Source organism: Streptomyces sp. AM 4-1-1 (assembly GCF_029167625.1).
Taxonomy (GTDB): domain Bacteria; phylum Actinomycetota; class Actinomycetes; order Streptomycetales; family Streptomycetaceae; genus Streptomyces.
Genome location: NZ_CP119145.1, coordinates 1,133,873 through 1,146,626, shown reverse-complemented (window position 1 = coordinate 1,146,626; position 12,754 = coordinate 1,133,873). Strand labels below are relative to the sequence as shown.

At 72.7% G+C, this 12,754-nt stretch carries 12 protein-coding genes and 1 rRNA gene; 11 read left to right on the top strand and 2 right to left on the bottom strand.

Annotated features, from left to right (window positions below; all coding sequences use genetic code 11):
- The first annotated feature begins 64 nt into the window (after positions 1 to 64).
- From rrf to PZB75_RS04695, 3 genes are all read left to right on the top strand, one after another.
- A 5S ribosomal RNA gene (rrf, locus tag PZB75_RS04705) occupies positions 65 to 181 on the top strand.
- A 416-nt stretch (positions 182 to 597) separates the two neighbouring features.
- Positions 598 to 1,758 carry a hypothetical protein gene (locus PZB75_RS04700; RefSeq protein ID WP_343286218.1) on the top strand — a complete coding sequence of 387 codons (1,161 nt, stop codon included), beginning with the start codon at positions 598 to 600 and terminating at the stop codon, positions 1,756 to 1,758.
- Complete coding sequence (locus PZB75_RS04695) at positions 1,758 to 2,471, top strand: tetratricopeptide repeat protein (RefSeq protein ID WP_275538588.1); 714 nt, start codon at positions 1,758 to 1,760, stop codon at positions 2,469 to 2,471. Before PZB75_RS04700 ends, PZB75_RS04695 begins: the two co-directional genes overlap by 1 nt.
- Positions 2,472 to 2,533: 62 nt before the next feature.
- Here PZB75_RS04695 and PZB75_RS04690 read toward each other — a convergent pair whose 3' ends face one another.
- Entirely contained in the window at positions 2,534 to 3,811 is a 1,278-nt protein-coding gene (locus PZB75_RS04690) for a DUF1015 domain-containing protein (RefSeq protein ID WP_275534013.1), read from the bottom strand.
- Positions 3,812 to 3,882: 71 nt separating this feature from the next.
- Between PZB75_RS04690 and PZB75_RS04685 the strand changes: the two genes are divergently transcribed.
- From PZB75_RS04685 to PZB75_RS04670, 4 genes are all read left to right on the top strand, one after another.
- Complete coding sequence (locus PZB75_RS04685; RefSeq protein WP_275534012.1) at positions 3,883 to 4,911, top strand: HAD hydrolase-like protein; 1,029 nt, start codon at positions 3,883 to 3,885, stop codon at positions 4,909 to 4,911.
- A gap of 138 nt (positions 4,912 to 5,049) precedes the next feature.
- Positions 5,050 to 6,105 carry an iron chelate uptake ABC transporter family permease subunit gene (locus tag PZB75_RS04680; RefSeq protein WP_275534011.1) on the top strand — a complete coding sequence of 352 codons (1,056 nt, stop codon included), beginning with the start codon at positions 5,050 to 5,052 and terminating at the stop codon, positions 6,103 to 6,105.
- 68 nt (positions 6,106 to 6,173) lie between these two features.
- Positions 6,174 to 7,202, top strand: coding sequence for an iron chelate uptake ABC transporter family permease subunit (locus PZB75_RS04675; protein ID WP_275538587.1), 1,029 nt, complete (start codon positions 6,174 to 6,176; stop codon positions 7,200 to 7,202).
- A 77-nt stretch (positions 7,203 to 7,279) separates the two neighbouring features.
- Positions 7,280 to 8,122: an ABC transporter ATP-binding protein gene (locus PZB75_RS04670; RefSeq protein WP_275534010.1), complete on the top strand. Its 843-nt coding sequence runs from the start codon at positions 7,280 to 7,282 to the stop codon at positions 8,120 to 8,122.
- 133 nt (positions 8,123 to 8,255) lie between these two features.
- Here PZB75_RS04670 and PZB75_RS04665 read toward each other — a convergent pair whose 3' ends face one another.
- Positions 8,256 to 8,603, bottom strand: a complete 348-nt coding sequence (locus PZB75_RS04665; RefSeq protein ID WP_275534009.1) for an SCP2 sterol-binding domain-containing protein — start codon at positions 8,601 to 8,603, stop codon at positions 8,256 to 8,258.
- Positions 8,604 to 8,645: 42 nt separating this feature from the next.
- Between PZB75_RS04665 and PZB75_RS04660 the strand changes: the two genes are divergently transcribed.
- The 4 genes from PZB75_RS04660 to recN all read left to right on the top strand — a co-directional run bounded on the left by PZB75_RS04660 (position 8,646) and on the right by recN (position 12,631).
- Positions 8,646 to 9,056: a hypothetical protein gene (locus PZB75_RS04660; protein ID WP_275534008.1), complete on the top strand. Its 411-nt coding sequence runs from the start codon at positions 8,646 to 8,648 to the stop codon at positions 9,054 to 9,056.
- Positions 9,057 to 9,063: 7 nt separating this feature from the next.
- Positions 9,064 to 9,879 (top strand): TlyA family RNA methyltransferase, encoded by an 816-nt coding sequence (locus tag PZB75_RS04655; RefSeq protein WP_275534007.1) that lies wholly within the window; start codon positions 9,064 to 9,066, stop codon positions 9,877 to 9,879.
- Positions 9,876 to 10,790 (top strand): NAD kinase, encoded by a 915-nt coding sequence (locus PZB75_RS04650; protein WP_275534006.1) that lies wholly within the window; start codon positions 9,876 to 9,878, stop codon positions 10,788 to 10,790. Before PZB75_RS04655 ends, PZB75_RS04650 begins: the two co-directional genes overlap by 4 nt.
- 95 nt (positions 10,791 to 10,885) lie before the next feature.
- Entirely contained in the window at positions 10,886 to 12,631 is a 1,746-nt protein-coding gene (recN, locus tag PZB75_RS04645; RefSeq protein WP_275538586.1) for a DNA repair protein RecN, read from the top strand.
- The last annotated feature ends 123 nt before the right edge of the window (positions 12,632 to 12,754 follow it).

The following is a 12,754-nucleotide window of genomic DNA, read 5'->3' as shown; positions in this document are numbered from 1 at the left end:
CACCGGTTGAACAGTTTCACTACTTAATTGAAAAGTGTGCTTGTTCGCTAGAACCCGATAGGGTTTCGGTGGTCATTGCGTTAGGGAAACGCCCGGTTACATTCCGAACCCGGAAGCTAAGCCTTTCAGCGCCGATGGTACTGCAGGGGGGACCCTGTGGGAGAGTAGGTCGCCGCCGAACAATCTTTCAAGGACCCTTGGTCCCAGCGTTCATGCTGGGACCAAGGGTCCTTTTTTATTTGCCGAAGCGCGTCGGGAGACTGGCCGCGCGAGAATGTCTGTAGTACCCGAAGACAGGAGTCACCCCCATGCCCACCAACTCTCCCGACGATCGTTCGGAGCGCGAGCCGCGTCGCCGGGACGGCGGTGACAGGGGCGGATTCCGTAGCGGTCGCGACGATCGCTCCGCCGGGCCGCGCCGGGACACCAATGACCGTGGCGGTTTCCGCCGTGACGACAGCCGGCCCAATGGCGGCGGTGGTGGCGGCGGTGGTGGTTTCCGTCGGGACGACAACCGCGGTGGCGGGAGCGGTGGGAGTGGCTTCCGGCGCGATGACAACCGTGGTGGCGGTACGCCCGGTGGGGGTTTCCGCCGGGATGACAACCGGTCGGGCGGCGGCGGTGGTTTCCGCCGGGACGACAGCCGGAGCGGTGGTGCGTCCGGTGGTGGGTTCCGTCGTGATGACAACCGGTCCGGTGGTGGCGGTGGGTTCCGTCGCGACGACAGTCGGCCCAGTGGTGGTGGCGGCGGTGGTGGTTTCCGTCGTGATGACAGTCGTGGTGGCGGGAGCGGTGGGGGTGGCTTCCGGCGTGATGACAGCCGCAGTGGTGGCGGCGACCGTGCGCCGCGTCGGGACGACGACCGTGGTGGGCGTTCCGGTGGTGGTTTCGAGCGGCGCGATGACCGTCCGCGCGGGCCCCGTCGTGACGACGGTCGGCCCAGTGGGGGCGGCGCCGGCGGTGGGTTCCGTCGTGATGACCGTGGTGGGCGTTCCGGTGGTGGTTTCGAGCGGCGTGACGATCGTCCGCGCGGGCCGCGTCGCGATGACGACAACCGTGGTGGCGGCGGTGGGTTCCGTCGTGACGACAGCCGAGGTGGCGGGAGCGGTGGGAGTGGCTTCCGCCGCGACGACAACCGCGGTGGTGGTACGTCGTCCGGTGGTGGTTTCCGCCGGGATGACAGCCGGAGCGGTGGTGCGTCCGGTGGTGGTTTCCGTCGTGACGACAACCGGTCCGGTGGTGCGTCCGGTGGTGGGTTCCGGCGTGACGACAACCGGTCCGGTGGCGCGTCCGGTGGTGGGTTCCGGCGGGATGACAACCGCGGTGGTGGAAGTGGTGGGGGTGGCTTCCGGCGCGATGACAGTCGTGGTGCCGGCGGTGGCCGTCCGCCGCGTCGGGACGACGACCGTGGTGGGCGCTCCGGTGGTGGTTTCGAGCGGCGCGATGACCGTCCGCGCGGGCCCCGTCGCGATGACGACAACCACGGTGGCGGTGGTGGGTTCCGTCGTGATGACAGTCGTGGTGGCGGGAGCGGTGGGGGTGGCTTCCGGCGCGATGACAGTCGTGGTGCCGGCGGTGGCCGTCCGCCGCGTCGCGACGACGACCGCGGTGGATACCGTGGTCAGCGGGACGACCGGGAGCGTGGTGGTTTCGGACGTCGTGACGAGCGCGAGCGGGACCGCGAGCCGATCAAGCGGCTTCCCATCCCCGATGACGTCACCGGTGACGAGATCGACAAGAGCGTCCGTCAGGAGCTGATGAGCCTGCCGAAGACCCTGGCCGACGACGTCGCCAGGAACCTCGTCATGGTGGCTCGCCTCATCGACGAGGACCCCGACCAGGCGTACGCGTACTCCCGTATCGCCCTGCGGCTGGCCTCGCGGGTGGCCGCCGTCCGTGAGGCGGCCGGGTTCGCCGCGTACGCGACGCAGAAGTACGCCGAGGCGCTGGCGGAGTTCCGGGCGACCCGGCGGATGACCGGCTCCGTGGACCTGTGGCCCGTGATGGCCGACTGCGAGCGTGGACTCGGGCGGCCCGAGCGGGCGATGGCGATGGCCGGTGAGCCCGAGGTGCAGAAGCTGGACAAGGCCGGTCAGGTGGAGATGCGGCTGGTGGCCGCCGGGGCCCGCAGGGACATGGGGCAGATCGACGCCGCCATCGTCACCCTGCAGAGCTCGGAGCTGGCCTCCCACTCCGTACACCCGTGGACCCCGCGACTGCGGTACGCCTACGCCGACGCGCTTCTGGCGGCGGGGCGTGAGGACGAGGCGCGGGAGTGGTTCGCCAAGGCGCTGGAGGCTGACAAGGACGGCTCCACCGACGCCTCCGACCGGCTCGCGGAGCTGGACGGCGTCGAGTTCGTCGACGCACTCGGCGAGGACGCCGAGGAGTCCGGGGCGGAAGCCGCCGACGAGCGCGGCAGCGACGACGATGACGATGACGACGAGGCCGGCGGTACGGCCAAGGCGTGAGGCATGACAGAGGGGCGGCACTCCCGACAGGAGCGCCGCCCCTCTGTCGTGCCAGGTGGAGGTCAGTCGGTCGTGAGGCTGCGCAGGACCAGGCCGGTGGCCGGCTTCGGACCGAACGAGGTCGACTTCCGCGGCATGGTGACGCCCTGCCGGGCCAGGTCCCGGACGATCTCCTCGCGTACCGGATGCATCAGGACCGCTGTCGTGTGATGGCGCTCCGCCTGTTCGACGGCCGCCGCGGTGTCGTGGATGTACGCGATGTGCTCCGGGGCGTCGGGGATGCGCCAGATCCGGTCGAGCAGAGTCGTGTGCAGGACCGTCGCGTCGAGTGTGCGCCAGGCGGCCGGGCGGTCCGCCGGGACCGTGCGGGCCAGCAACTCCTCGTCGGGGCGGTCGACCAGATGGAATCCGCCGTCCCCTGCCAGCAGGAACGCGTTGCCCTCGGCGGCGGCCTTCGCGAGCGCGGCCATGGCGTGCGGCAGCGGTCCCTCGACGTCGCGGACGCGGAACCGGCCCTTCACCGCGGCGAGCGCGTCCTCGACGGGGAAGCCGTGCAGCAGCCGGTGGATGGCCCGGACCCGCAGCGGGTAGCGGACCGTGTCGACCAGGAGGACCAGCCCGAAGTCCCAGGGGCCGGGGGAGTCGTGCTCCTCGCGGAGCCGCAGATATGTCGCCCAGCGGTGGTGGCCGTCGGCGATCAGGGCCTGGTGGCGGGCGAGATCTGTCTGGATCTCGGCCTGTTCGGCCGGGTCCGTGACCGCCCACAGCCGGTGACCGAAACCGTCCTCCGTCGTGGTGGCCAGGAGCGGGGTGCGCAGAACGGTCCGCTCGACGGCTGCGGTCGCGCCCGACGGCCGGCCCTCGCCGCGGTAGGTGAGGAGCAGGGGTTCCAGATGGGCGGCCGTCGTACGCATCAGATCGGCGCGGTCCTCGACGACGTCCGCCATCACGTCCTCGTGGGGGAGGACGACGCCCTCCTCGGTGGTGGACAGCGCCAGTGCCCCGATGACACCGCGTTGCAGGATTTCGCCGTCGCGCTGTTCGTACACGTAGAGGGCGGCTTCGGGGTCGGGGGCCAGTACGCCCTCGGCGAGCCAGCGGTTCAGGGTCTCGGCGGCCTGCCGGTGGCGGACCTCGGCGGTGGCCGCGTGCGGCAGGATCAGCCGGACGATGTTGTGCGGGTCCGCGGACTCCAGGTGCAGCAGCCCGTCGGGCCGTACGACCACGTCGTACGGGGGGGAGGTCACCGCGGCGAGACTGCCGACCCGCTCGGGGACGTACCGCAGTCCACGGAACGGGATCAGACGCAGTCCCTGATCTGCGCGACCTGATGTGTTCATTGCTGCATCGTATGTGCGTCCGGACGATGCGCGATGATCGGGGGAGAAGCCTGGGAAGAGGAGCGCATCATATGAGTCAGCGGAGCAGGACCCGGCCGAGCGGCAGCGGTACCGCGCTGAACGAGGCGTACGACACGGCCCTGCTGGACCTCGACGGGGTGGTGTACGCGGGCGGGCACGCCATCGACCACGCCGTGGAGTCGCTGGGCACGGCGCGGGACGGCGGGATGCGTCTCGCGTACGTGACGAACAACGCGCTGCGGACTCCCGACGCGGTGGCCGGGCACCTGACCGATCTCGGGGTGCCGGCGGAGGCCGCCGATGTGATCACCTCGGCCCAGGCGGTGGCCCGGCTGATGGCCGATCAGCTGCCGTCCGGGGCGCGCGTGCTGGTGGTCGGCGGCGAGGGACTGAAGGTCGCCCTGCGGGAGCGCGGGCTGGTGCCGGTGGAGTCCGCGGACGACGGACCGGTGGCGGTGGCGCAGGGATACGGCGGGCCCGACATGGCGTGGGGAAGGTTCGCCGAGGCGGCCTACGCGATCGCGGGCGGAGTGCCGTGGTTCGCGTCCAACACGGACCTGACCATCCCGAGCGCCCGGGGGATCGCACCGGGCAACGGGGCGGCGGTGGAGGTCGTACGGATCGCGACCGGCGCCGAGCCGCAGGTGGCCGGAAAACCGCTGCCGCCGATGCACCGGGAGACGGTGCTGCGGACCGGGGCGAAGCGGCCCCTGGTGGTCGGGGACCGGCTGGACACGGACATCGAGGGGGCGTTCAACGGAGGTGTGGACTCGCTGCTGGTCCTCACCGGGGTCACCGACGCCGCTCAGCTGCTGGCCGCCGGGCCGGAGCGACGGCCGACGTATGTGGACCGGGATCTGCGGGGCCTGCTGACCGGGCAGCCCGAGGTCGACGCGGTGGAGGACGGACACCGGTGCGGTGGCTGGACGGCCGGGGTGAGCGGCGACGCGTTGACGCTGGACGGCGAGGGGGACGCCCTGGACGGGCTGCGGGCGCTGTGCGCGGCGGCCTGGACCGAGGCCGGGGACGGCGGCTGCCGACTGGACGCGAGGAAGGCGATCGACGCCCTCGGGCTGTAGGGGCTTGTTCGGGTACGTGATCGGGTCCGGGCGTTCCTGTGGGACGAGTGGCGGGAAAGCGGGACGGGGACGGCGTGGGGCCCCGGTTGCGCGACCCACCCGAACGGGTGAAGTGGCAGGGTAGGCTAACCTAACCAGGTGTTGGTCGACAGTCCCCCAGAACCGAGCGCGGGCGCAGCGCCTGCGGCCCCCGAGCCCGCCAAGCGCCGCGCGGTCCGGGCCGGCGGGCTCGTGGCCGCCGTGGCCGCCCTGATCCTGGTCTGCCTCGCGAGCATCGCGGTCGGCGCCAAGGGACTGCCGCTCGGCGATGTCTGGCACGGACTGTTCCACTCCTCGGGGACCGGCGCCGACGTACTCGTCCGGGAGGTACGGGTGCCACGGACCCTGCTCGGGCTGATCGTCGGCACCGCGCTCGGCCTCGCCGGAGCGGTGATGCAGGCCCTGACCCGCAACCCCCTGGCGGAACCCGGACTCCTGGGGGTCAACGCGGGGGCGTCGGCCGCCGTCGTCTCCGCCATCAGCTTCTTCGGCGTCACCTCACTGACCGGCTATGTCTGGTTCGCGTTCCTCGGCGCCGCGATCGTCTCCGTGGCGGTGTACGTCCTCGGCGGCAGCCGCGCCGCCACCCCGGTACGGCTCGCGCTCGCCGGGACCGCCGCCACCGCGGCGCTGTACGGATACGTCAACGCCGTACAACTGCTGGACTCGGCGGCCCTGGACCGGCTCCGGTTCTGGACCGTCGGATCGCTGGCCTCCGCCGACATGGAGACGGTCGGCAAGGTGTGGCCGTTCATCGCGCTCGGCGTCCTGCTCGCGCTGCTCATCGCCCGGCCGCTCAACGCCCTGGAGATGGGCGACGACACGGCCAGGGCACTGGGCGCCCGGCTGAACCTGACCCGGGTGCTCGCGATGCTCGCAGTCACCCTGCTGTGCGGCGCCGCGACCGCCGCGTGCGGGCCGATCGTCTTCGTCGGACTGATGATCCCGCACCTGGTACGCGCCATCACCGGCCCCGACCTGCGGTGGATTCTGCCGTACGCGGCCGTCCTCGCCCCCGTGCTGCTGCTGGGCGCCGACGTGGTCGGCCGGGTCGTCGCCCGGCCGTCCGAACTCCAGGTCGGCATCGTCACCGCGCTGCTCGGCGGACCCGTCTTCATCCATCTCGTACGCCGCAAGAGGATGGCCCAGCTGTGAAGGCGAAGGAGGCCGCGGAGCGGACGGGGACGGAGGAGCGGGACCGGGCCGCGAGGGCCGCCGCGTCGGTGAGGGCGGTACGGACGGCGGGCGGGATCTCCTTCCGGCTCGACGTGCGGACCTGTCTCGTCGTCGTCCTGCTCGCCGCCGTGGCGGCCGGAGCGGCGGTCGTGCTCATCGGCAGCGGCGACTTCGCCATGACACCGGGCGAGGTCGTCACCACGCTGTTCGGTCACGGAACCTTCCAGCAGGAGTTCATCGTCACCGGGCTGCGGCTGCCGAGAGTCCTCGTGGGCCTCCTCGTCGGCGCGGCGCTCGGCATCGGCGGGGCCGTCTTCCAGACCATCTCCCGCAACCCGCTCGGCAGCCCCGACGTGCTCGGCTTCGGCCAGGGCGCCACCGTCGGCGCGCTCACCGTCATCGTGATCTTCCAGGGCGGGGTCGCGGCCGTCGCGGGCGGCGCAGTCGTCGGCGGCGTACTGACCGGCATCGCCGTCCACCTGCTCGCCTGGAAGCGCGGGGTGCACGGCTACCGGCTCGTCCTCGTCGGCATCGGCGCCGCGGCCATGCTCACCGCGGCCACCCACTACCTGATCACCAAGGCCGATCTGGTCGACGCGACGCGGGCCGTCGTCTGGATGACCGGTTCGCTGGACGGCCGGGACTGGGCCCAGGTCTGGCCGCTGCTGGCGGTCTGCGGCCTGCTCGTCCCGCTGGTGCTCGGCCACGGGCGGGCGCTACGGGCGATGGAGATGGGCGACGACGCCGCGTACGCCCTCGGCGTCCGGGTCGAACGGGCCCGGCTGGTCCTGATGGGCTCCGCCGTGCTCCTCGTCGCCGTCGCCACCGCCGCGGCCGGCCCCATCGCCTTCGTCTCGCTGAGCGCCCCCCAACTGGCCCGCAGGCTGACCCGGTCGCCCGGCCCCAATCTGGCGCCCGCCGCCTTCATGGGAGCCGCCCTGCTCCTGGTCGCCGACTGGATCGCGATGGACGCCTTCGGCGACCGCCAGCTGCCCGTCGGTGTGGTCACCGGTGTCCTCGGCGGCTGCTACCTGCTGTGGCTCCTGGTCACCGAACGCAAGGCGGGCCGCATATGAGAGCCCGCGCCCGAAGCGGCACGGACCCGGCGCGGCCGGGCCCCTCCAACAGCACCATCGACCCCGGGAGTACGACCATGCAACGCCTCACAGCGGAATCGGTGACCGTCGGCTACGACCAGCGGATCATCACCGACAGTCTCTCGGTCGAGATCCCCGACAACTCCTTCACGGTCATCGTCGGCCCCAACGCCTGCGGCAAGTCCACCCTGCTGCGCGCCCTCTCCCGGATGCTCAAGCCCAGCCAGGGACGGGTGCTCCTGGACGGGCAGAACATCCACACGCTGCCCGCCAAGAAGGTCGCGAAGACCCTCGGGCTGCTGCCCCAGTCCTCGATCGCGCCCGACGGCATCACCGTCGCCGACCTCGTGGCCCGCGGCCGCTACCCGCACCAGGGGCTGCTGCGGCAGTGGTCCCCCGAGGACGAGCGCGTGGTCGCGGAATCGATGGCGTCGACGGGTATCGGCGAACTCGGCGAGCGTTACGTCGACGAACTCTCCGGCGGGCAGCGCCAGCGCGTCTGGATCGCCATGGCACTCGCCCAGCAGACCCCGCTGCTGCTGCTCGACGAGCCGACGACGTACCTCGACATCCAGCACCAGATCGACGTCCTCGACCTCTGCGCCGAACTCCACGAGAGCCGGGGCCGCACCCTGGTCGCCGTCCTGCACGACCTGAACCACGCCGCCCGGTACGCCACCCACCTCATCGCCATGCGCGAGGGCGAGATCGTCGCGGAGGGGCCGCCCGCCGACATCGTCACGGCCGAGCTGGTGGAGCGGGTCTTCGGGATGCGGTGCCAGGTCATCGACGACCCGGAGACCGGTACGCCCCTGGTCGTGCCCGCGGCCCGCAAGCGGCGCACCGGCCGTGACGGGAGGACGGCGGCGGGCGTCACGGCGGGAGCCACGGGAAGCTGAACCGAACCAGGACCGGGCAAGCGGTAGGTGATGAGCGCCGGAGGGACGGAGCGGGTGGTTGGAGCCGGCGCGACGGTTCAGGCCGTGGCACCGGTGGACGCGCGGCCGTCCCGGCCACGGCCCGCGGCCACCGTCAGAGCAGTGATCTCAGCCTCAGCAGATCCCGGAAGCCCGCATCGAGGCGGACCCGGCCCGACGCCCACGCCTTCGCGAAGTTCAGCCGCCCGTCCACCAGCGCCACCAGATCGTCCCCGGTCATGGTGAGCCGGATCTGCGCCTTCCCAGGTGGCGGCCCCTCCACCGTGTCGAGCACCCGGAACCGGCCATTTCCGAGACGGCCGGTGAACGTGACGCCGAGGTCCCTGAGGTGGCAGCTGATCGAGCGGTCGAGCTCAGCCGCACCGCGCACACCGCCGTCGGCCCCCGCCAGCCGCTCCGAGAGCCTGTCGAGGGCGCTGCGGCACTCCGCCATGGTCGCCATCGTGATCGACGTTACCGCAGCCCTTCGCGGTAGCGTTCCGGCATGAGCGACTGGATGCCCGGGCCCGGGAGGACGACCGACGGCGTGCCCCGGGACGTGCCGGACGAGGCGCCCGGTGGCCCCCGGGAGACGCCGCCGCACCCCGCCCCTGCCGACGGCGGACGTCACGAGGACACCGGCCCCGCCGCGTCCCCGTACGAGCCCGCGCCCCCGGCTCCGCTGGGCGTGGCCCGCACCCCCACCGGCAACGCCGAGGTGGACGCGCGGCTGGAGCGGCTGGCGGACGCCGACCACCTGGCGGCGGACGGACACACCGAGGTGTACGAGGATGTACACCGTGGGCTCCGCGACGCGTTGACCGCGCTCGACGCCCGGCCCGCGGCCGGGCCGGTGCCCGCACCGACGCCCACGGGCGACAACGCGTACACCACCCCGTACAACAACAGGAGCTGAACCGAACGTGGCAGGAGTGGCACGTCGCCGCCTCGACGCCGAACTGGTGCGCCGAAAGCTCGCCCGCTCGCGTGAGCACGCGAGCCAGCTGATCGCCGCACGGCGGGTGACCGTCGGCGGCAACACCGCGACCAAACCCGCCACCCAGGTCGAGACCAGCGCCGCGGTCGTCGTCAGCAAGGACGACGCCGACCCGGAGTACGTCTCGCGCGGCGGCCACAAGCTCGCGGGCGCCCTCGCCGCCTTCGTACCCCTGGGGCTGAGGACCGAGGGGCGGCGGGCACTGGACGCGGGGGCGTCCACCGGCGGCTTCACCGACGTACTGCTGCGGGCCGGCGTCGGCCATGTCGTCGCCGTCGACGTCGGATACGGGCAGCTCGCCTGGTCGCTGCGGTCGGACGACCGCGTCACCGTCAAGGACCGCACCAATGTGCGGGAACTCACCCTGGAGGCGATCGACGGGAAGCCGGCGGACCTGGTGGTCGGCGACCTCTCGTTCATCCCGCTGGGACTCGTCCTGCCCGCCCTCGCGCGCTGCGCGGCCCCCGGCGCGGACCTCGTCCTCATGGTCAAACCGCAGTTCGAGGTGGGCAAGGAACGCCTCGGCAGCGGCGGCGTGGTCCGGAGCCCCGAACTGCGTGCAGAAGCGGTGCGGGAGGTGGCACGCCGGGCCTGGGCGCTCGGCCTGGGGGTGCGGGGCGTGACGGCCAGCCCGCTGCCCGGGCCGTCGGGCAATGTCGAGTACTTTCTGTGGCTGCGGGCCGGGGCACCTGAACTCGATCCCGCGGATGTCGACCGTGCAGTGGCGGAGGGGCCGAGTTGACGACGAACGCGACGAATACGGCACGAACTGTCTTCCTGCTGGCGCACACCGGCCGTCCGGCCGCGATCCGCAGCGCCGAACTCGTCGTGCAGGGGCTGCTGCGCAGCGGTCTCGGTGTGCGGGTGCTGGCCACGGAGGCGGCCGATCTGCCGCTGCCGCCGTCCGTCGAGAAGGTGACGGCGGACACCCACGAGGCGGTCGACGGGTGCGAACTGCTGATCGTGCTCGGCGGCGACGGGACGCTGCTGCGCGGCGCGGAGTTCTCCCGGGCGTCGGGAGTGCCCATGCTGGGCGTCAACCTCGGCCGCGTCGGATTCCTCGCCGAGGCCGAGCGGGACGACCTGGACAAGGTGGTGAACCGGGTCGTCACCCGGGCGTACACCGTCGAGGAACGGATGACGCTCGACGTCGTCGTGCACAGCAACGGCGACGTCGTCCACACCGACTGGGCGCTCAACGAGGCGGCCGTGCAGAAGGTGTCGCCCGAGCGGATGCTGGAGGTCGTGCTGGAGATCGACGGCCGTCCGGTGACCGGCTTCGGCTGCGACGGCATCGTCTGCGCCACACCGACCGGCTCGACCGCCTACGCCTTCTCGGCGGGCGGTCCCGTGGTCTGGCCCGAGGTCGAGGCGCTGCTCATGGTGCCGATCAGCGCCCACGCGCTGTTCGCCAAGCCGCTGGTGACGTCGCCCACGTCGGTGCTGGCCGTGGAGGTGCAGCCGCACACCCCGCACGGGGTGCTGTGGTGCGACGGCCGCAGGACCGTCGAACTGCCCGCCGGGGCGCGGGTGGAGGTGCGGCGGGGCGCGGTGCCGGTACGGCTGGCGCGGCTCCACCAGGCGTCGTTCACGGACCGGCTGGTCGCCAAGTTCGCCCTGCCCGTCTCCGGGTGGCGGGGCGCGCCGAACTGAGCGCCGGGGCCCGTCCCCGGTGGCCCGCCACCGCCCGGGAGAGTGAACCCGGGACCGGGGGCCGTCGCACGGCGGGCAGGAAACCTCGTATGGTCATGTGCGTGTTGGAGGAGATGCGCATACGGTCGCTCGGGGTCATCGACGACGCGGTGGTCGAGCTGTCGCCCGGCTTCACCGCGGTCACCGGTGAGACCGGCGCGGGTAAGACCATGGTCGTCACCAGCCTGGGGCTGCTGCTCGGCGGACGAGCCGATCCCGCCCTGGTGCGGATCGGCGCCAAGGCCGCGGTCGTCGAGGGCCGGATCACGGTGTCCGACGGCGACGCGGTGGCGGTACGGGCGGAGGAGGCCGGGGCGGAGATCGAGGACGGCGCGCTGCTGATCAGCCGTACCGTTTCCGCCGAGGGGCGCTCCCGGGCCCACCTCGGCGGCAGATCCGTGCCGGTGGGCGTGCTGGCCGAACTCGCCGACGAACTCGTCGCCGTGCACGGCCAGACCGATCAGCAGGGGCTGCTCAAACCCGCCCGGCAGCGACAGGCCCTCGACCGGTACGCGGGCGAGGCCGTCGCCGTGCCGCACGCCGCGTACGCGACGGCCTACCGGCGCCTGCGGGCGATCACCACGCAGCTCGACGAACTGACCGTCCGGGCCCGCGAACGCGCCCAGGAGGCGGACCTCCTGCGGTTCGGGCTGGGCGAGATCGGCGGGGTCGAACCGCTGCCCGGCGAGGACACCGAACTCGCCGCCGAGGCCGAACGTCTGGGCCATGCCGAAGCCCTCGCCTCCGCGGCGGCCCTCGCGCACACCGCGCTCGCGGGCGACCCCGAGGACCCCGAGGGTGTGGACGCCACCTCCGTGGTCGCCGCGGCCGGGCAGTACCTGGACGGGGTCCGTGCCCACGACCCGGCGCTGGCCGCGCTCGCCGACCGGATCGGCGAGATCTCCATCCTGCTCAGCGATGTGGCGGGGGAGCTGGCCGGGTACGCCGACCAGCTCGACGCCGATCCGCTGCGGCTCGCCGCCGTGGAGGAGCGAAGGGCGGCACTGACCGCGCTCACCCGCAAGTACGGCGAGGACGTCACGGCCGTGCTGGCCTGGGCGGAGGACGGGGTCGCCAGGCTCACCGAGCTGGAGGGCGACGACGACCGGATCGGCGAGCTGACCGCGGAACGGGACGCGCTGCGGTCCGAACTCTCCGCGCTGGGCCAGGCGTTGACCGATGCCCGGACCGAGGCGGCCGCGAAGTTCGCCGAGGCGGTCACCGCGGAACTGGCCTCGCTGGCCATGCCGCACGCCCGGGTCTCGTTCGACATCCGGCAGACCGAGGCGTCCGGCGAGGCGTCCGGCATCGACATCGGCGGGCGGAGCGTGACGTACGGTCCGTCCGGCGCCGACGAGGTGGAACTGCTGCTGGCCCCGCACCCCGGCGCCCAGCCCCGGCCGATCGCCAAGGGCGCTTCCGGCGGTGAACTCTCCCGGGTGATGCTCGCGGTCGAGGTGGTCTTCGCGGGCTCGGACCCCGTACCGACGTACCTCTTCGACGAGGTCGACGCGGGTGTCGGCGGCAAGGCGGCCGTGGAGGTCGGCCGGCGCCTGGCGAAACTCGCGAAGTCCGCGCAGGTGGTCGTGGTGACCCATCTGCCGCAGGTGGCCGCGTTCGCCGACCGGCAGCTGCTGGTCGAGAAGACGGTCGACGGCTCGGTGACCAGGAGCGGGGTCACGGCGCTGGAGGGCGAGGACCGGGTCCGTGAACTGTCCCGGATGCTCGCGGGGCAGGAGGACTCGGAGACGGCCCGGGCGCACGCGGAGGAGCTGCTCGCGACGGCGCGGGCGGACGGCTGAGGGCCCGGCGCGCGCGTACGGGGTCGGCGCGTACATGGGGCTGAGGGGGTGTACGCGCCGTGCGTACACCCCCTCAGCCCTGGGTGGCGGGGTGTACGCGCCGCGCGCCTCCCCTCAGCCCTG

Excerpts from the sequence above, each read along its gene's own strand:
- PZB75_RS04660 (WP_275534008.1), top strand. The coding sequence starts at position 8,646 with ATGAGCGACTGGATGCCCGGGCCCGGGAGGACGACCGACGGCGTGCCC.
- PZB75_RS04690 (WP_275534013.1), bottom strand. The coding sequence starts at position 3,811 with ATGAACACATCAGGTCGCGCAGATCAGGGACTGCGTCTGATCCCGTTC.
- PZB75_RS04700 (WP_343286218.1), top strand. The coding sequence starts at position 598 with ATGACAACCGGTCGGGCGGCGGCGGTGGTTTCCGCCGGGACGACAGCC.
- PZB75_RS04670 (WP_275534010.1), top strand. The coding sequence starts at position 7,280 with ATGCAACGCCTCACAGCGGAATCGGTGACCGTCGGCTACGACCAGCGG.
- PZB75_RS04695 (WP_275538588.1), top strand. The coding sequence starts at position 1,758 with ATGAGCCTGCCGAAGACCCTGGCCGACGACGTCGCCAGGAACCTCGTC.
- PZB75_RS04665 (WP_275534009.1), bottom strand. The coding sequence starts at position 8,603 with ATGGCGACCATGGCGGAGTGCCGCAGCGCCCTCGACAGGCTCTCGGAG.
- PZB75_RS04685 (WP_275534012.1), top strand. The coding sequence starts at position 3,883 with ATGAGTCAGCGGAGCAGGACCCGGCCGAGCGGCAGCGGTACCGCGCTG.
- recN (WP_275538586.1), top strand. The coding sequence starts at position 10,886 with ATGTGCGTGTTGGAGGAGATGCGCATACGGTCGCTCGGGGTCATCGAC.